The following is a 17,122-nucleotide window of genomic DNA, read 5'->3' on the forward strand; positions in this document are numbered from 1 at the left end:
AGAGGGAACTTGAACACCCTCTCCCCTTTGGGGAGAGGGCCGGGGTGAGGGGGTTGTTTTAACTCTCGATACCTTTACTGCGCAGGTAATCTTCGTAGTTACCGGTGAAGTCCACCACGCGCTCTGGCGTAATTTCGATCACGCGGGTCGCCAGTGAGCTAACGAACTCACGGTCGTGAGAGACGAAGATCAGGGTGCCCTGATACATCTCCAGCGCCATGTTCAGCGATTCAATCGATTCCATATCCAGGTGGTTGGTCGGTTCGTCCATCACCAGGATGTTTGGTTTTTCCATCATCAGCTTGCCGAACAGCATGCGGCCCTTCTCACCACCGGAGAGCACTTTGGCAGGCTTTTTGATGTCGTCCTGGCTGAACAGCAGACGTCCCAGAATGCTGCGTACCGCCTGCTCGTCATCGCCTTCCTGCTTCCACTGGCTCATCCAGTCGAAGACGGTCAGGTCGTTTTCGAACTCATATTCATGGTCCTGCGCGTAATAACCAATCTGCGCGTTTTCAGACCATTTCACGGTACCGTTGTCCGGTTGCAGTTCACCCACCAGGGTTTTCAGCATTGTGGATTTACCCACGCCGTTGGCGCCTAGGATGGCAATCTTCTCGCCCACTTCCAGCAGCAGGTTGAAGTTTTTGAACAGCGGACCTTCATCGAAGCCTTTGGTAAGGGCTTCCACTTCCAGCGCGTTACGGAACAGCTTTTTGTCCTGCTCGAAGCGAATGAACGGGTTCTGACGGCTGGAGGCTTTGACTTCTTCCAGCTTGATTTTGTCGATCTGACGGGCACGTGAGGTGGCCTGACGCGATTTTGAAGCGTTGGCGCTGAAGCGGCTCACGAAGGATTGCAGGTCTGCAATCTGCGCTTTCTTCTTGGCGTTGTCGGCAAGCAGACGTTCACGCGCCTGGGTGGCCGCCGTCATGTACTCGTCGTAGTTGCCCGGGTAAACGCGCAGCTCGCCGTAGTCCAGATCCGCCATGTGGGTACACACCATGTTCAGGAAGTGACGGTCGTGCGAGATGATGATCATGGTGCTGTCGCGGTCGTTCAGCGTCTGCTCCAGCCAGCGGATGGTGTCGATGTCCAGGTTGTTGGTGGGTTCGTCGAGCAGCAGGATGTCCGGGTTAGAGAACAGCGCCTGTGCCAGCAGCACACGCAGCTTCCAGCCTGGTGCGACTTCGCTCATCGGGCCGTAATGCTGTTCAACCGGAATGCCCACGCCCAGCAGCAGTTCGCCCGCACGCGCTTCCGCAGAGTAGCCGTCCATTTCGCCGTATTGCGTTTCCAGATCGGCCACTTTGTAACCGTCTTCTTCGCTCATTTCCGCGAGACCGTAGATACGATCGCGCTCCTGCTTCACTTCCCACAGTTCCGCGTGCCCCATGATCACGGTGTCGAGCACGGTGAACTCTTCGAAGGCGAACTGATCCTGACGCAGCTTACCGATGCGCTCGTTCGGATCGAGCGATACGTTGCCGAGCGTTGGCTCCAGATCGCCGCCGAGGATCTTCATGAAGGTGGATTTTCCGCTACCGTTGGCACCAATCAGGCCGTAACGGTTGCCGCCGCCAAATTTGACGGAAATGTTTTCGAACAGCGGCTTACTGCCAAACTGCATAGTGATATTGTTGCAAAGAAGCAAAATTGATATTCTCTCGTAAGTGATTGAAAGGAATAGATTATGCAAAAACAAAACGGGTTAGCATTCAGTTACATAAGATTCTCAAGCAAGAAGCAAGAACAAGGTGACTCAGTTCGTCGTCAGACTGAACTTGCTGAGAAGTACGCACAGGCGAATAATTTAATTCTATCAGAAAAGAACTTCCAAGACTTGGGGATCTCTGCATTCAAAGAAGGCAACAGAGCATCTTTGGCTGACATGCTTCAAGCTATCGAACAAGGTTCTATCTCTCCAGGCTCAACGATCATTATCGAATCACTCGACCGATTGAGTCGTAGAGGCATCGACGTAACACAACAGATCATCAAGCAGATTCTACAGCATCAAGTTTATATCGCTTCCCTCGTCGATGGACTTTTGCTGAACAGAGAATCAGTAAACGACTTAGTAAGCGTGATTAGAATCGCGCTGGCTGCTGACCTTGCTCACAAAGAATCCGAGAAGAAATCTCAACGACTGAGAGAGACAAAAGGACAACAACGTCAACGAGCATTGAACGGTGAAGTTATCAACAAATCATTACCATTTTGGTTAGAACGAAAAGACAACGCTTATGTTTTTTCTGACAGACTCGACGCGGTGAAAAGAATAATCGAACTCAAGAAGAAAGGTCTTGGCAATAATAAAATAGCCAAGACTCTGAATGATGAAGAATTTGCCCCGCTACGTTCTGCTGGCTGGAATCATACGACTGTTGCAAAGACGATTAAATCAGTTGCTCTTTACGGTGCATATCAAACATCTGAAACGACAAAAGATCGTAAAGTCATTCTTCTGGATATTGTCGAAGATTATTATCCTGCCGTTATAAGCAAAGAAGAATTCATGTTGCTTCAATCTGATCAGAAACAGAATAAACCCGGATATAAGTCAGAAAAGAACGCTTTCACAGGTTTGCTCAAGCATGAATGTGGAGGTGCTCTTGTTAGAAAATTTCATACAGTCAGTGGCAAAGTATATGAATATCACGTTTGTGCAAACGCTCGCGATGGAAAATGTAGCGTAACGCAGAACTTTAAAAATATTGAAACCGCGATGTTTAAAATTCTTCGTGAACTAAAGATGGAAAAGAAAACATCACTCGACGCAACTTTATTACAAGAACGCTCTGATGTTCAGGAAAAGATTCAAGATCTGAACAATATGCTACTCAGTATGAAGAAAGTTCCTGCAAGTGTTTTGCAGACAATTGGCAGTCTTGAAGATAAGTTACAGGCGCTCGACCAAGCTATTACAGAACAAAACAACAGGGTTATGAACGAACAATCCGTTGATTTGAATCTGTTGCAGGAGGTGCAAGATCCTGTTGAATTAAACATGATGCTTAAACGTGTGATAAGAGAAATCACCGTTTTCAATCTGAAAAAGTCATGGAGAATAAAAGTGTCGTACATCAATGGACATTCACAGAGCTTCCGATGGGATTCTAAGAATATCAGTTTTAAATCTGACACGGAAAAACTATTGGATTTCATGAACTCCGAAAGGGAAGAAGAATAAAGCCGGGATAATGCTTCACCTCCTCGGCAGGACTTATACGATATCTCCGAGTTAAACAAGGAGATATCATGAGAAGAATTGACTTGATTTTTATTATCAGTCTTGCGTTGTTGTGTAGTATCAATGTTTAATCAAAGGGAGCATATGCTCCCTTTTTCATTTATAGCTATCGTAAGTTCCAGTTCTTAGAACTTCGGTAACACGTCGAGCGCGATTAGGTGTTTGTTTAGCCCATCTGCTGTTCAGTGCTTCGTCTGCTGCATTCTGATAATCACCGATTTCGAGATAACCGATCATTTTCTTGAACTGTAGAACACCTTGAACACCAAGTTGGAAGCACATATTAACCAGTGCTGTTCGTCTGATGATATCAAGAGAAGTATAAACGTTGATAAGCTCGGTTCTTCCGATTTGCTTAATCGTTTGATTAATATCTTTTTCCAGAATCTGACGTGATTCTTGCTTGTTGATATAACCGTAATGACCAGTGCCTACAAGTTTATCAAGTTGTCTGATTGCTTCATCTTTAGACGGAGATTTAGTCAGAAGATGTCCAACTCCGATTGTCCAATATCCTTCGGTATCTTTATAAATCGTGAGTTTTTCACCTTCGTCATAGATAATCATATCTGTTATGTTCATAGAGCCTCTTATAAATAAGTGAATAAACCTATATTTATGAGGATTCTATGCTTAGTAAGAATATCAAAATCACCGATGTTAAATTAACGTCGAACGCACCGTTTTTCTCTAACAGAGCAATCAGCGGTAAATTTCAAAAACGATTCACCGGTGTTCAGTTCTTTGAACTTGAATTCAGTCTGAATTATCAATCAGAACAAACAGCAGAAGTAAAACGCTTTATCGCTATGCATCAACAAGCACAACCATTTGAATTTGACTTGAGCTATCAAACGAAATACGAAGGCACAGCCCAAGGAATTCTACGCTCACAACAGAACGCAGCACCAGGAGCGCGTCAGGTGACTCTAGGAACATTTGCAGGTGTTCTTGAAGCAGGAACAATAGTTCAGTTTCAGAATCACTCCAAGCTTTATACCGTTACGGAGGACGTACAGACTGGAGGTCAGTTAAAACTGTTTCCGAATCTTCGTGCTCAAGTTCAGCTTGGTGAAGAAATCAAATACAGATCTCCTAAAGGTCGATTCGTACTGACTAACGAAAGTTATCCTTATGACATTAAATCGCTGAGTAAACTTCAACTTAAAGCAACAGAGGTTATCTAATGAATATTAAAGAAAGATTTGCTGAACTCTGCAAAGACGCTGAATTTATCAGCGCTTATAACGATTTCAACGGGACTAATCTTACCGTTCTGGATCAGTCTCAGTTATTCAGTGTAGGCACGTTGTTTCACCTTGTTACGATCAAGATGAAAAACAACACTGAGTTGTTACTGACTGATGCGTATTACGATATCGAATACAAAGCGAAGAATTATATCGCCACTGGTGACTTTACTGATATCAGCACAATCGATGAAGAAAAAGAAATCAACAACAACGGAATGTCAGTTAAGCTGGCTAACGTGAGAACTGAGTATATCAACTTAGTCAGAACGAAACAGCTTGATACAGCCGAAGTTAATATTGATATATGTTTTCTGAGTCCTGAAACAGGCAAAGTAAGAGAGAGTTTTAATCTGTTCAATGGTGAGATCGATAAGCTCACGATTAACATTGACTATGATGATAACGAATCGAAGAACGAAACCGAAGTTCAACTGAACTCTATCTGGGCTGTTCTCGAAAAATCAGCACGAAACCATGCGTCTGATGGTGTTCACAGAAGCTATAAAGGATCAGAGAACGATTCATTCTTTTCAAGAATCGGTAAATGGAATTCCGAGCAAAAGTGGACCAGCAAGAAGTAAGAACGAAAAAAGGGCATATCAATTGATATGCCCTTTTTATTTGGGAATTTGATTATGCACGTTTGCATAAGAAGTTAATGCCGTTGTGCTTATACATCTGATTAGACATATGACCTGCACCTGAATTACCTGATTCAGAAATACGGGCGTTATACATTGTTTCTGATTCGATACCTCGTAGAGTCTCCGAGAATTTATAATCATCACGAGTAGGAGTAATATCAGAACGAACGTACATAAAGCTATCGTTATAATCAAAGAGACGATAACGAACACCGTTATTAGAGGTGCAATTGTAATCAACGCTGCTTTCGAAAGAAACAAGAGCGTTTGTTCTGCGTTCGAAATTCTCCGTGTGGCGCGCTGATACATTAACAGGATCGTTGTATTCGTTCCATGATTTAACAGCACTGATACAACAAAGCACAGCTATGCCTACTGCAATTAGACGATAGATATTCTTTTCAGTTTTTTGATTGAGTTTCAGTTTCATTTTTTATTCCTTTTAGTTTGCATTGAGTAACAAACAACTGTCTGTTATCAGATTGAATTATATAACTGGGTGTATTATCAAAATAAGTTCGAAGATAATCGACCCCGTCACGTCTGTTTATACTCGCGTCATAACCGTTGATAACAACGTCACGCAATAGACCACTGAATCGTTCTCTGTTATTAGAGCGATAGAAAAAGAACAAGTTATAGTCTGCAACTTCAGAGTGAATAAGATTTCTGTCTTGCTTATCAACTCTGTATATCGTGAAACAATCGTAACGGACCGCCTGTGAGGACACAAGCAGAAGCCCTACTGACAAGGCGGCAGACAGAACGAATAAAATTTTAAATATTTTTATCATATTTTTAAGATTTTTTTGAAAAAAATCATTGGCCCTGTGAAAAAGTTCTTGACAAAATTTTTTTAGTTACTCTGGGACTCCTGAAACGCCGAGATGTTTCGAGCGCTCAGCCTTTTTCTCGCGTGTGAAAATCCAAAACGTGTTCAGTTCAGACTGATAGACAGGGACTATCCCGGAGGAATTCCTGTGTTCAAGATAAATACAGAAATAAACCCTTATGCCCTCTACGATTGGAGAATTTTAATGGCGCGTAAAACTTATGTAAGCATGACTGAAATGGCTAAACGCTATGGTTATACCCTTAACGCGATAAAATCATGGCGTGCTGAAGGACTTCCGTATTCAGATAATCCAGCAGGAATTCCAGAAGACGAAGGAACTTTATGGATTGTTCAGAATAAAATTAACCCAATGCGAAATATGTCCATCAAGGACGAATTCGAACGAGAAAAACTCCGTGAACAAGTGGCTAAAGCCGACTTGGCAACTTATGCAGCGAAAGAAAAATCTGGTGAATTAATCCCAGTTGACTATGTTCAAGCTGAGTTGAACCGTTTTTGTTCACAACTGAAAGACAAAATCAGGTTAATGCCGAAGAAACACGCTTTGGAGATTCTCGAATCTGCCGTTTCAGTTGAAGAACTTCGTGATTGTCTGAAAGAGAAAATCGACCAGACGTTACGCGAGATTGACAGTTTGTTTGAAGAGCCTGAGTTGCAGGACAACTCCTCAGACGAGTACAAAGATAAGACAGAGAATGATACTGAGATTGACCTTGATTAAGGGAGAACGTCTCCCTCACCTCGCTGCTCCTTTGAACGTCTGCTTGTTACGATCAATATATATTTTTCCTTGCTCGTAAAAACCATTTTGAATAACAGCAGGCGCTGATAGTTGTTGCTTTGAAATACTTTTGCAATTAGAGCATTCAGCTTCTATTCTTCGTGAAACGGAACGAACATTCTCAAAATCATGAATGCATTTTACATGATGATAATCATAGTTTGGCATATACTTTCCTTTTTTAAAACTGTATTTATCACCAATAAACTCAGCAGACCCGATGATTATCTAAATTGCATACTAATCATTGAGTCTGGATCCTCGCATAGATAATAACAAGCACTCAACAATAATTTGTTAATTATTCTTGACCTAGCATTGTAGTTACTAATTTTGAAAATTCTTTCGCTATTTCAGGATCATTTGGTTCTTTTCTAGCAGTCGCTTCCTGCGCTTCATCAAAAGTATTTGCCTGTATTTTATCCAATTCAAAGTATTTCTTTGCATACGTACCTTTAGGACTATCGTCAACGACTTGATAATAAACAACTTTTCGCCTATTAACTTGAGCTACAATGTAATTAAGATTTCCATCCCAAGTATCAAGGTTAGGGTGGATAAATTTATAGCTGTTTGATTGATAGTAATCACCTGCCTCTTTGAAACTTTGAAAATCAGCATCAATAAATGATATATCCTCTCCTTTAATTCTCATATTACATCTTTTGCAAGACACAGCCAGATTATTCATTTGAAACATTTCCGACACTATTTTTGATTTCGGAATAATATGTTCTATATCAAGAACCATATTAAATTCATCATCTATATTTCTAGAGCAATAACAACAGCAGTGTTTTTGGTTCTCACGCAAATAATCTTTAATTTTTCTTTTGATAGCTTCGAGAGAGCTATCACTCCAGAACTGATGGCCCTGCGCGACAGCATGATCCATTAAACGTTGCTCTTCGATAACAAATGAAATATTACCCATGAGTTTTCCCTTTTCCATTAGAAACTTTATCAAGCAATACATCAACCCCAGAGAGGAATTTCATTTGGGCTAAATCATTTGCCATTTTTTTAAATTCTTGCAAACGCTCGCGTGCTGTTTGTAAAGATATTTGGCCACTTGAGAACTGGTCTATAATATCCACACATCTATTAGATAAAGCTCTATTTTTAGGTGTTAGCGTATCGAAATAGTCTATGTATAGATCTTCAGCATTATCATCGTAAGAATTTATTTGACTAAAACCATTAATTCCACGTTTGTAAATTGATACTTGATTATCTTCTGAGGCTGAAGCAATTATAAGAGGTGAGTGAGTTGCTACAATAACTTTACATCTATTATAACCTATCGCTCCTTTAAGAAGTTCGAAATACTCATTTTGCCATTTGGGGTGCAAACTATTTTCAGGTTCATCAATAAGTATAAATGAACTATCGTTAACACAAAATGCGAGGTGGACAAGTAAAGCTATAAAAGATAACTCTCCAGAGCTTGCATGTTTCAACGGGAATGAAACATCATCTTTAGTTAAGAGGACTTCTATGCCAGATATTATATTCGCTTTTTTCAAAAGACGTTCATAGCTTAATAAAAGCAAATACGAATCGAAATTTCCTTCATAAAAAACGTTATCATCATTGGTTAGCCAAATTAAAGTACTATATCCATAATTGACTTGGTGAATAGCTTTATCGATAGCCATTTTAAGTTCGTCAGGTATTTCTTGATCACTACTGTCGAAGAAAACAGGATAAATATCACCTGATGTGTTTCTTGAATATCGAATGGCATCTTTGAATTTTTTACGAAATTTTACTTTAATACCAATAGATTGTTCATAGCCGATGTGATTCAAAACTGAAAAAATACGACTTACTTTATTTTGGCTTTTAGTTGAAAGAGTTCTCTTTATTGCTTGAGCAGGGAAATTCCTACCTAATTTACTTCCAATATAGTCATAGTTAAAACTGTTGGGATGAACTTCAAATTTATCGAATAGTGTATTTGACACAGCAACTGTGCTGTAACCTTCATTGTGCAAACTCTCTGCCAGGTCATGCAGCAGTATGCTTTTGCCGCTCCCATTTTTACCTACAAGAATAAAATAGTCATTTGGAGAATGTAAGAGCAAGTCAGCGCTAAGCATTTCATTACCATTTAGCTGTTCGAAAGATACAAAATTTTACATTTCGTTCTAATAGAATTGCAATACATATACTGTAGAAATTTGATCAGATTCCTGTTTAAAGTCACTCATTTATCATTGTTCACAATCGGTATTATTACAAACACATCGAAAACACATCTCATACTCTTAACTTGATGTTAGATGTGATCGTGCTCTATCACAGCTTATCTATGTGATCTATTCGCAAACAGCATAGAGTGAAACAATCTCTGTAATCATTACTGGGACGAAGCCAGATTAAGTCTATAGATATAGAAACATTATTTGGTATTTTCCACACGATTTTATAGTTTTCGGCAATTCCAATCGGTTCATGAAGTTAAGTATTCGGGAGTTTGATAACGCATGATTGATCGTTACAAACATCTGTCGGCTCGTTTGAATTCTCTTCGGTATTTGATACAATAAATACAGATGATTCGTTAGAAATTGGTGTAACGATTTCAGAAGTTGGCGCTTCTGATTCAATTTCAATCATTGCAATAATCAATTCTTCGTCAAAAGATAATTTCTCACCCTTGATGTTCTTTCTAAAAGCGCTGTTCTCTTTTTTGAGTTCAGCGTTTTTTTGTTTTAGAGCTTCAATCTCCTTTCTTAATTCTTCCATTTCAGAAGCAAGAACATCAACTTTCTGTTCAGTCGGAAATTCAATTTCTTCTTTAATCTCTACAAAATCACCAACGTACTGTTGAATGAACTCTTGTTTGTCATTTGCTTTGATCATAGTCAGGTCTGAACCTAGAGCTTTCCAGTTGCGACTTTCACAGCAAACGATAACAGCTTTCGATAAGTCTTTCGCATACGCTACGATAGCTGGTTTGTCGTTCAGTTCTGACATACCGATTTCGAAAGAACGAATGTTTTTAACAGTCAGAGCGTTTTCAATTTTAGAAAGAAGTTTCGCTTGAAGATTGCGGTGAATGTTAAAGCTTTTGATAAAGTTTTTCAGTAAGTTTCTGTTGTTAGTCATTTCGTTAGTCTTAACGATTTTTCTGTTCAGACTAACGTTAGTGGTTCCGTTTAAGTTATCGAAGATTGCAAATTTCATTTTATTTGTCCTTTTTAGTAGTTCTGATGTTCATGCGGTCACAATATTTTTTCATAGAAGATGGAGAAATATCAAACTCTCGGCAGATTGCTCTGAATGAATCACCGTTATCAAGTTTCGTTTCGATAACGAGCTTAGATGGGTATTTAGATTTTTTCACAAGTGTTCACCTTTTTGATGTGTTGAAAAAAGAGCGCTCTTGCGAGCGCTTCAAACTTTAAGGAATTTTAAATGAACTTGCTGTTCACATAGCTATTTTATATCGGCTATTCGATAGCGTAAACAAACGAGAGAACATAACGAGGAAAGAAGAAACTCTCATTTGCTTTCATAGACTGTTTATACATCTCGGTGAAAGTCGTAAACAACTTGGTAAAATAATTCTCGGTACAGCACTGAATGATCAAAATCAATCGGAGCAAGCGCATCGATGCACTGATAAAACGCATCGATAGCGCATCGATGCATCTCGGAGAAGCGCATGGACCCTAGAAAAAATCGCCCTATAAGAACAATTGGATAAAGATGATATGGAAGGCTGTAGAAGCAGTAAACACTATAAACCAAAGCGAAGCGACAAAGATGTGAGCGAAGCGAACTGGCGAAGCCATAATTAATAACATTAGCGCGAAGCGCGACAGATAGAAGTTAATCCATATCGCTATGATCATAGATATTGAACTTGATGATCAGTAATTATTACTAGATACGATTATTAGCGCTTCGCGCGTTCGCTGACGCTCACAATATTGTTTTCTGATCATAATCAATAACTTCTAACTGCATTATAACCAGATCTGAAAATCAGATAAACTTAATGATCGTTATTTAAATCAGATAGCGTTAGTGAGTTCTCCTTCGCTATCGCTACGTCGAACGGGCAAGCCCCGTCTTTGATAGAGATCTGGTCGTTATCGTCTTTACTGACCTTATTGTCCCTCCTCGCTTCTCCCTGCTCTACTGACCATCTTGATACACCTGTTCATCTAAACCAACCAGATTGAACCTGATGCATCCTGCTTTGATACCGACCTTGATTGTTGTCGCTTCGCCTACAGCTCGCTATCACTGTTATTGAATCAGATCAATAGAGTTTCCTAGTTTACTAAATACAAGTGTAATTCAGAAAAACATCTGAATGTCAATCACTTTTACTCTTTTATTAAACTTTAAGGAAACTCAAAATGTATAAGAAAACAATCAATAACGTTACTTACAAAACCCGTTCTGAACTGAAATCTGAGCCAACTGGTTTTAGCGTTTATAAAACCGTTTTTCGTGTCGGTAATGAACAGTTCGTTTATTACGGCAAACAGGCTTTCAACGGTCAGCCTGATATGTCGTATATCGGTTCTGGTCGCAGAGTTCAGGAAAAACTCGCTGAAATGAACGACTCAGATATCGTTTATAAAATCGTTCTACAGAATTTTGAATCTGAACAAGAAGCGTATGACTTCGAATCTGAATGCATTCAATCAGCACGCAAAGCGGAAGTTAATATTTTAAATATCTCTAAAGGAAACTCCGGTGGTAAGGTCTTTGACAAAATGACAGAAGAACAAATTAAACAGCGAAACGCGAAAATCTCCGCTTCTATGATGGGTCACGAAGTCTCTGATGAAACTCGTCGTAAAATCTCAGAAGCAAAATCTGGTCAGATTCGCTCTGATGATACGAAACAAAAAATCGGTGATGCTCTACGCGGTCGCAAAACTGGTCCTAAATCAGAAGAAACCAAACGCAGAATGTCAGAAGCACAGAAAGCACGTCACGCTAACAAGGAGACAGCGAATGTCTAAGACTCAACAATTTCTAAGACCCGTATTAATCGCTCTTGCAATTGTAGGAGCGTTTTCACTGACAGCTTGCATCAACAGCACAGTAAGCATCAATCAAGTTAAAACACGTTATGTTGTTTGTAATACACAGGATTACAACCCTGCGACTGCCTCAGAAGACATCAAGCTTTGTCGTCTTGGTCTATCAACTAACAAATAAAAAGGGAGCGCTAGCTCCCTTTTCGGTATCTATCGTATATCAATTCTCGCGTGATAACTTTTGTTAAGTTCTTCCATCAAATCAATCAAGATTCTCTGAATCTTCCTATCTTTGAACTGAAAACAGTCAAACATAGCTCTAATCGTTATCCTCTTTGCTCTATGACCTAACATCACGGAAACGTTCGGTATAAAGAGTTTCAGCGTTATGAACTTACCGCATCGACTAATATCGAAATCGTGATCCCATTCGGGAGGAATCACGAGGTGCATATGATGTTTCATTGACAGTTATCGAATAACCAGACAGTAGTTTTCATCGATTTGTTCACGTTATTTTTATAGACGTAGAAATATCCTGTTTCGTCTTTGCCTTTCGCAAACGATGTCCACGTTGTTCCTTTTGTTTCTTCTGAGAAAATTGTTCCGTTATCTGCTGTTTTATCCAGCACAGGTGATTTTTCTTCGAGACTAATACCTGAGGAAATAACAAAACTATTCCCTTTATCAATCACAGTTGTATTCTGTTTGAGATTATATTTCTCTAGCATTTCACCTTCGATCTGATGATACAGAGTCATATCGCAAGTTCTTACTTCATTAGCTAATGCTGAACAAGAAGCAAGAGAAAGAGCAATAGCGATTATATGTTTCATTGTGAATCCTTATTTAAATTAACACAGCGTAAAAATTGGTCTTTGATATATGCAGATGATTTTCCATTCATCTGCTTACTGAATAATGCGAAGTCTCCTTCCGAGCGATTAAAGATAATTACGCTTATATCGGCAGGTTTTTTATTAGCAGATTTTGATTTCAAAAGTTTCTCGATGTTATCGATACCGAAAGCTTGATTAATAATCTTTTCAGCTTCAACAACATCAACAGTTTCGACAACGGTATATTTCTCAATGTTCGCTTTTACACGACGAACAACAGAACGAGGAACTTCATGTTTTTCTGCAAGCTTACGTTCAGAGATTTCAGTCCCAGCGTTTAAATCAGAAGCAATTTTGTTTTCAACAGTCAGTTCAGTTTTCATTTCGTTGTTCCCCGTGTTTCGATGAATTGAACTTTAACAGGCGGAAATCCAGATGCAAGCGACCTCTAAAACAATTTATGGATTTTTTCATAAATACAGTCAGAGGTGAATATGACAAACTTAGAAAAACTCAAAAAAATTATAAAGGCATCAAAGACTTTTATCATGCCTCCTGCTGATTACACTCCATCGGAATGGGTTGAACAGAACTTAATCTTCCCTGATGGACCATACGCTGATCAGCCAATGCGACTTTTTGAGTTCCAGCGCGGAATGATTGACGCTATCAAAGGCAAGAAGAAGAAAATCGTTCTTATGACTTCTGCACAGATCGGCAAAACGACGATTCTGAACGGTGTTCTGTTCTATAAATCAGCTACAGATCCAGGCAACGCGGGTGTTTTACAGTCTACAGCTAAAGAAACGACACAATGGCTCAGTGGTAAAATTAAACCGATGATTGATGCATCGGAAGAAATGCAGAAAATCGTTACTGATAAAAACGACAGAAACGCAGTTAATAACACCAGTCAGATTCAGCTACGAAATGGTGGTTTCTGGTATTTCATGAGTTTGAACTCCCCTTCTCACTTGCGCGGTAAAACTCTGCCATTGCTTCTGCTTGATGAAGTTGATGCTGTCGATACTGATACAGAAGAAGGCAATCCGATAATGATTGCCGAACAGCGTGCAACAACTTTCGGTTCAGACGCCCGAATCTTTATCAGTTCGACGCCTACTGGCAAATACGGTGCTATCAATACCCAATATGAAGCATCCGATAGACGTAAATTCCATATCGATTGTCCTCATTGCGATCATTCTCATGAGATTGTTTGGGAAAACATCAAATTCGATTGGATTAAACAAGATGGCAAATCAGTACCAGATCCAGAAACTGCGCGTCTTGAATGTCCTTCTTGTAATGAAACAATCACAGAAGCACAACGAACAAGAGCATTAGCAAACGGTAATTGGATTGTGACTAATCCAGAATCTGATACAGCAGGATTCCATGTTAGTCGTTTGTATAGTCCTATGAGTTCAATAAAGTCCGTTGTTGAAGATTTCAAAAATGCTTATCAAACATTCAGTTTATCAACGTTCTATAACACCGTTTTAGGATTGCCTTTTGATGATCTGAACGAGGATGTGGAAATCAGTAAATTAAACGAACTGAAAACTGATATCGGTATTCGTAATATTCCAGAAGATTGTTTGTTCATGACAGCTGGTGTTGACCAACAGCAAGACCGTTTAGAAATAACTCTGATGGGTCATAACGAACGAACCGTTTATATTCTTGCACATCGTAGCTTTATGACAATGAACGCTGAGGTTATCGATTCTCCTGCGTATAAAGAATTGCTTGCATACGTTAAAGCACCTTTTAAAACAACGTCAGGAAGAAAGGTTCCTCTCGCTTGGATTAACGTTGATAGTTCAAACGGTCGAGCAACGAAAACAATCTATCGTTTCTGCTCTCAGTGGACAAACCTGAAAGCAATTAAAGGTGCTTCGAGTGTAGATGCCCCTTATGTTCCAACGAAAATCACGAAAACTGGTGGTTATGAACTTTATATGATTGGTGTTAACCAAGGAAAAAACTTAGTTCGTGAACTGCTAAACAGAAGCGTTAAATCTGTAAATACACCAGTCAGAGTCGAAATCTCTGATGATGTTCCAGATGATTACTGCGAACAGCTTATGTCCGAAGAATTAAAACGCTCTGGTAATACCGTTCGTTGGGTTATTAAACAAGGCGGTGTTCGAAACGAAGGTCTGGACTGTTTCAACTACGGTTATTGTGCTCGCTTACAAGTGCTTGAAAAAATCAAATGGCATGAATGGCGCAAGATGCAAGCAAAAGAGATAGCCAAAAACGAACAGGACGATGCTCCTGAAGTTATTGACGATGTTGAATACGAACATAAAGAAGAACAAGAAAACAAGCCACAGCGTGTTAAGGCTCGTCCTCCTGTTCGTCGTCAGAATAAAACTAAGCGTGGATGGCTTAACTAAATAAAGAATATTACAGAGAGGATATCCCATGAAAGAAATTTTCATCGGTGAAAAACTGGAATTAACTAATCCTCAAGGTGCATCTGTTCAAATTGGCTCTAAAGAAACTGTTCTTTTCGAACAAGAAAATTGCCCCGAAAATATCGGGGTTGATTCTTCTGAATTCATTGAAGGTGTTTTCTCTATTGTTATTTTTGAAGATGGCTCCTTGCTGTCTAATGAGTTAATTAAAGTTAAATCGCCGTTTAACGAAAAATCAAAGAAACAACAGCTTCGAGAAATGATTAACGACCTAGACAAAGTTATTCAATATCGTCTGACTTCTAATGAAGAAGCAATTCAGCAAATGAGTATTAACGGAAAATCTTTCGTTTATGAAACTCTTGATTCTCTGCTGAATGCTCGTAAGAAATTTTTATCTCAGCTTAATTCTATTGTTCAAGCTGAAAACGAAGCGAAAGGAAAATCTCCTATCGTTACGATTAAAGCGAGGTTTAAAAATCCATCATGAATTGGAATCCAATGACATGGTTTCGTAATAAACAGAAACCAGTAAAACGTGTAAAACATAAAAAACTGGTCGTTGATAACAGTCAAGCTTTTGGTAATGACCTGAAGCGAATGATTGGTCCTGTAACTTCTCGTCTTGATGATGATTTTCAACAGAACCTGATTCGAACTGCAACGATTAACAACGATATCAGAACAAGCGGTGATAATCTTCGTGCGATGTCTCGAACTATCAGCATTAACACACCTATGGGTAAACGTGCTGTTCAGTATCAAGTTGACAACGTTATCGGTGAAGGTATTAATCCTCAGCCTCGTCTTTTGACAGCTAAAGGAAAACCTAACGTTCAACTGAATACTCTGATTGATGATCACTTTAAAATGTGGTCAAGCAAGCCTAAGAAATTCAGCAAAAACGGACGTATTAACTGGCGTCGTTTTCAAGAACTGGTCGAACGTTCGCGTTTTATCGACGGTGAAGTTTTCATTCAGATTCACGAAACTCCTGTTGATTTTAAAATTAGCATTATCGAATCTGCTCGTTGTAAATTCGGTGATAGAGAGCAAACGGAAGACGGTTATATCTTAGATGGTATTGAATACGACCAAGACGATTGTCCTATTCGTTATTGGTTCTCTGAAATTGATGCAATGACCCAAACAGAGAAAGGCGGTTCATATTCTGTTCCTGCGAACGAGATTATTCACTATTACAGAGAATTATTCCCGGATCAACGCAGAGGCATTCCAGAGGCTGTAGCGAATATTGACACGATGAATCAATATAACGCGTTTACTTTCTCAACTCTGGTGCAAAAACGTGCTGCTGCAAGTTCTATGGGCTTCATCACTCAAGATAAAGACTCACAAGAAAACTTGGATCTTGGTCTTGAAGATAACGAAGGCGATTATGTTGAGCCTGATATTATTCAAGAATTCGAAGCTGGTACGATTAACAAATTGCCTGCTGGTTATGATATTAAGCAATTTAGCTCAACTCAGGGCGGTGATGATTTCTTAAACTTCACAGAACGCTTAGAAGACCATCTGTCTATGGGATACGGTTTCTATAAGCAAGGTTGGAAAGGTGATACCAGTAACATTAACTATTCTGCTGCTCGCTTCGGTGATCAAGCTCAACGTGTAATGTTTAAGTCTGTTCAACGAAATCTGAAAGAGCAAGTTTTTGAAGCTATTTTTGAACGCTGGTTACAATGGATGATTCTGAACGAAGAATTACCAATTCGTATGACTGGTGTTAATTCCGTGATGCTTCAAATCACTTGGACATTCCCTAAATGGGAATCTATCGACCCACTTAAAGATACTCAGAAAGATGTTATGGACGTTGAGAACGGATTTAAATCTGCTGCTGACGTTATTATTAGTCGTAGTGAAGATCCAGAAAGCGTGTTCAGTCAGATTGAACAAGAGAGAACAAGATATGTGCCTAAATACGATAACCAAATTAAAGTGGCTTCTGCGCCTGCTGAATTGGCTGGCGAAGCACAAATAGAAGTTGCTGAAATTAATTCGGATAACACCTCGGAATAATACTAAATACTTTCGTAA

At 39.5% G+C, this 17,122-nt stretch carries 18 protein-coding genes; 9 read left to right on the forward strand and 9 right to left on the reverse strand.

All coding sequences use genetic code 11. The features are described 5' to 3' along the window. Positions 1 to 58: 58 nt before the first annotated feature. Positions 59 to 1,654 (reverse strand): ABC-F family ATPase, encoded by a 1,596-nt coding sequence (locus tag ACOTX7_RS04905; protein WP_032667121.1) that lies wholly within the window; start codon positions 1,652 to 1,654, stop codon positions 59 to 61. A gap of 39 nt (positions 1,655 to 1,693) precedes the next feature. Here ACOTX7_RS04905 and ACOTX7_RS04910 point away from each other — a divergent pair, with 39 nt between their 5' ends. Then, positions 1,694 to 3,193 carry a recombinase family protein gene (locus tag ACOTX7_RS04910; protein WP_045617219.1) on the forward strand — a complete coding sequence of 500 codons (1,500 nt, stop codon included), beginning with the start codon at positions 1,694 to 1,696 and terminating at the stop codon, positions 3,191 to 3,193. A gap of 156 nt (positions 3,194 to 3,349) precedes the next feature. On the opposite strand, the gene ACOTX7_RS04915 is transcribed toward ACOTX7_RS04910, so the two are convergent. Next, positions 3,350 to 3,835 carry a glycoside hydrolase family protein gene (locus tag ACOTX7_RS04915; protein WP_045617221.1) on the reverse strand — a complete coding sequence of 162 codons (486 nt, stop codon included), beginning with the start codon at positions 3,833 to 3,835 and terminating at the stop codon, positions 3,350 to 3,352. A 47-nt stretch (positions 3,836 to 3,882) separates the two neighbouring features. Here ACOTX7_RS04915 and ACOTX7_RS04920 point away from each other — a divergent pair, with 47 nt between their 5' ends. Then, positions 3,883 to 4,440 (forward strand): hypothetical protein, encoded by a 558-nt coding sequence (locus ACOTX7_RS04920; RefSeq protein WP_421626057.1) that lies wholly within the window; start codon positions 3,883 to 3,885, stop codon positions 4,438 to 4,440. Continuing rightward, positions 4,440 to 5,087 carry a DUF2163 domain-containing protein gene (locus ACOTX7_RS04925; RefSeq protein WP_080340008.1) on the forward strand — a complete coding sequence of 216 codons (648 nt, stop codon included), beginning with the start codon at positions 4,440 to 4,442 and terminating at the stop codon, positions 5,085 to 5,087. The genes ACOTX7_RS04920 and ACOTX7_RS04925 overlap by 1 nt, the downstream gene beginning before the upstream one ends. 52 nt (positions 5,088 to 5,139) lie before the next feature. Here the strand turns inward: ACOTX7_RS04925 and ACOTX7_RS04930 are convergent, their stop codons facing one another. Then, on the reverse strand, positions 5,140 to 5,580 hold the full coding sequence (locus ACOTX7_RS04930; protein WP_045617224.1) for a hypothetical protein: 441 nt from the start codon (positions 5,578 to 5,580) through the stop codon (positions 5,140 to 5,142). A gap of 550 nt (positions 5,581 to 6,130) precedes the next feature. On the opposite strand from ACOTX7_RS04930, the gene ACOTX7_RS04935 reads away from it, so the two are divergent. Beyond that, entirely contained in the window at positions 6,131 to 6,727 is a 597-nt protein-coding gene (locus tag ACOTX7_RS04935) for a hypothetical protein (RefSeq protein ID WP_126775424.1), read from the forward strand. A 15-nt stretch (positions 6,728 to 6,742) separates the two neighbouring features. Here ACOTX7_RS04935 and ACOTX7_RS04940 read toward each other — a convergent pair whose 3' ends face one another. The 4 genes from ACOTX7_RS04940 to ACOTX7_RS04955 form a co-directional block, all read right to left on the reverse strand. Beyond that, the gene (locus ACOTX7_RS04940) at positions 6,743 to 6,955 is read right to left on the reverse strand and encodes an FmdB family zinc ribbon protein (protein WP_072050683.1); all 213 of its coding nucleotides are present in this window, start codon (positions 6,953 to 6,955) and stop codon (positions 6,743 to 6,745) included. Positions 6,956 to 7,088: 133 nt separating this feature from the next. Then, positions 7,089 to 7,721 carry an HNH endonuclease gene (locus ACOTX7_RS04945; protein ID WP_063924046.1) on the reverse strand — a complete coding sequence of 211 codons (633 nt, stop codon included), beginning with the start codon at positions 7,719 to 7,721 and terminating at the stop codon, positions 7,089 to 7,091. Next, positions 7,714 to 8,889 (reverse strand): AAA family ATPase, encoded by a 1,176-nt coding sequence (locus ACOTX7_RS04950; RefSeq protein ID WP_063924045.1) that lies wholly within the window; start codon positions 8,887 to 8,889, stop codon positions 7,714 to 7,716. Before ACOTX7_RS04950 ends, ACOTX7_RS04945 begins: the two co-directional genes overlap by 8 nt. 361 nt (positions 8,890 to 9,250) lie before the next feature. Beyond that, positions 9,251 to 9,979, reverse strand: coding sequence for a hypothetical protein (locus tag ACOTX7_RS04955; protein ID WP_045337903.1), 729 nt, complete (start codon positions 9,977 to 9,979; stop codon positions 9,251 to 9,253). Between the two features lie 1,184 nt (positions 9,980 to 11,163). On the opposite strand from ACOTX7_RS04955, the gene ACOTX7_RS04960 reads away from it, so the two are divergent. Both ACOTX7_RS04960 and ACOTX7_RS04965 read left to right on the forward strand, forming a co-directional pair. Further along, a complete protein-coding gene (locus ACOTX7_RS04960) occupies positions 11,164 to 11,778 on the forward strand; it encodes an NUMOD3 domain-containing DNA-binding protein (RefSeq protein ID WP_045337902.1) in 615 nt (204 codons plus the stop codon). Further along, positions 11,771 to 11,977, forward strand: a complete 207-nt coding sequence (locus tag ACOTX7_RS04965; RefSeq protein WP_125183041.1) for a hypothetical protein — start codon at positions 11,771 to 11,773, stop codon at positions 11,975 to 11,977. The genes ACOTX7_RS04960 and ACOTX7_RS04965 overlap by 8 nt, the downstream gene beginning before the upstream one ends. Positions 11,978 to 12,257: 280 nt before the next feature. On the opposite strand, the gene ACOTX7_RS04970 is transcribed toward ACOTX7_RS04965, so the two are convergent. Both ACOTX7_RS04970 and ACOTX7_RS04975 read right to left on the reverse strand, forming a co-directional pair. Further along, positions 12,258 to 12,632 (reverse strand): hypothetical protein, encoded by a 375-nt coding sequence (locus ACOTX7_RS04970; protein ID WP_063924043.1) that lies wholly within the window; start codon positions 12,630 to 12,632, stop codon positions 12,258 to 12,260. Next, a complete protein-coding gene (locus ACOTX7_RS04975; protein ID WP_063924042.1) occupies positions 12,629 to 13,018 on the reverse strand; it encodes a hypothetical protein in 390 nt (129 codons plus the stop codon). The genes ACOTX7_RS04970 and ACOTX7_RS04975 overlap by 4 nt, the downstream gene beginning before the upstream one ends. A 111-nt stretch (positions 13,019 to 13,129) precedes the next feature. Here ACOTX7_RS04975 and ACOTX7_RS04980 point away from each other — a divergent pair, with 111 nt between their 5' ends. The 3 genes from ACOTX7_RS04980 to ACOTX7_RS04990 are packed head-to-tail and all read left to right on the forward strand — an operon-like array spanning position 13,130 to position 17,104. Beyond that, on the forward strand, positions 13,130 to 15,040 hold the full coding sequence (locus ACOTX7_RS04980; protein WP_252078651.1) for a terminase gpA endonuclease subunit: 1,911 nt from the start codon (positions 13,130 to 13,132) through the stop codon (positions 15,038 to 15,040). Positions 15,041 to 15,068: 28 nt separating this feature from the next. Then, positions 15,069 to 15,551: a hypothetical protein gene (locus ACOTX7_RS04985; RefSeq protein WP_045337897.1), complete on the forward strand. Its 483-nt coding sequence runs from the start codon at positions 15,069 to 15,071 to the stop codon at positions 15,549 to 15,551. Positions 15,552 to 15,562: 11 nt separating this feature from the next. Then, complete coding sequence (locus tag ACOTX7_RS04990) at positions 15,563 to 17,104, forward strand: phage portal protein (RefSeq protein ID WP_215771803.1); 1,542 nt, start codon at positions 15,563 to 15,565, stop codon at positions 17,102 to 17,104. Positions 17,105 to 17,122 lie beyond the last annotated feature (18 nt).

Origin of the sequence: Enterobacter cloacae complex sp. IR5418 (assembly GCF_049238105.1) — a bacterium.
In the GTDB taxonomy this organism is placed as follows: Bacteria; Pseudomonadota; Gammaproteobacteria; order Enterobacterales; family Enterobacteriaceae; genus Enterobacter; species Enterobacter hormaechei.

Bases quoted from the DNA above. Each gene is read 5' to 3' on its own strand.
- ACOTX7_RS04930 (WP_045617224.1), bottom strand. From the start codon at position 5,580: ATGAAACTGAAACTCAATCAAAAAACTGAAAAGAATATCTATCGTCTA.
- ACOTX7_RS04950 (WP_063924045.1), bottom strand. From the start codon at position 8,889: ATGCTTAGCGCTGACTTGCTCTTACATTCTCCAAATGACTATTTTATT.
- ACOTX7_RS04915 (WP_045617221.1), bottom strand. From the start codon at position 3,835: ATGAACATAACAGATATGATTATCTATGACGAAGGTGAAAAACTCACG.
- ACOTX7_RS04955 (WP_045337903.1), bottom strand. From the start codon at position 9,979: ATGAAATTTGCAATCTTCGATAACTTAAACGGAACCACTAACGTTAGT.
- ACOTX7_RS04945 (WP_063924046.1), bottom strand. From the start codon at position 7,721: ATGGGTAATATTTCATTTGTTATCGAAGAGCAACGTTTAATGGATCAT.
- ACOTX7_RS04985 (WP_045337897.1), top strand. From the start codon at position 15,069: ATGAAAGAAATTTTCATCGGTGAAAAACTGGAATTAACTAATCCTCAA.
- ACOTX7_RS04960 (WP_045337902.1), top strand. From the start codon at position 11,164: ATGTATAAGAAAACAATCAATAACGTTACTTACAAAACCCGTTCTGAA.
- ACOTX7_RS04990 (WP_215771803.1), top strand. From the start codon at position 15,563: ATGACATGGTTTCGTAATAAACAGAAACCAGTAAAACGTGTAAAACAT.
- ACOTX7_RS04925 (WP_080340008.1), top strand. From the start codon at position 4,440: ATGAATATTAAAGAAAGATTTGCTGAACTCTGCAAAGACGCTGAATTT.
- ACOTX7_RS04910 (WP_045617219.1), top strand. From the start codon at position 1,694: ATGCAAAAACAAAACGGGTTAGCATTCAGTTACATAAGATTCTCAAGC.
- ACOTX7_RS04975 (WP_063924042.1), bottom strand. From the start codon at position 13,018: ATGAAAACTGAACTGACTGTTGAAAACAAAATTGCTTCTGATTTAAAC.
- ACOTX7_RS04965 (WP_125183041.1), top strand. From the start codon at position 11,771: ATGTCTAAGACTCAACAATTTCTAAGACCCGTATTAATCGCTCTTGCA.
- ACOTX7_RS04970 (WP_063924043.1), bottom strand. From the start codon at position 12,632: ATGAAACATATAATCGCTATTGCTCTTTCTCTTGCTTCTTGTTCAGCA.
- ACOTX7_RS04940 (WP_072050683.1), bottom strand. From the start codon at position 6,955: ATGCCAAACTATGATTATCATCATGTAAAATGCATTCATGATTTTGAG.
- ACOTX7_RS04920 (WP_421626057.1), top strand. From the start codon at position 3,883: ATGCTTAGTAAGAATATCAAAATCACCGATGTTAAATTAACGTCGAAC.
- ACOTX7_RS04980 (WP_252078651.1), top strand. From the start codon at position 13,130: ATGACAAACTTAGAAAAACTCAAAAAAATTATAAAGGCATCAAAGACT.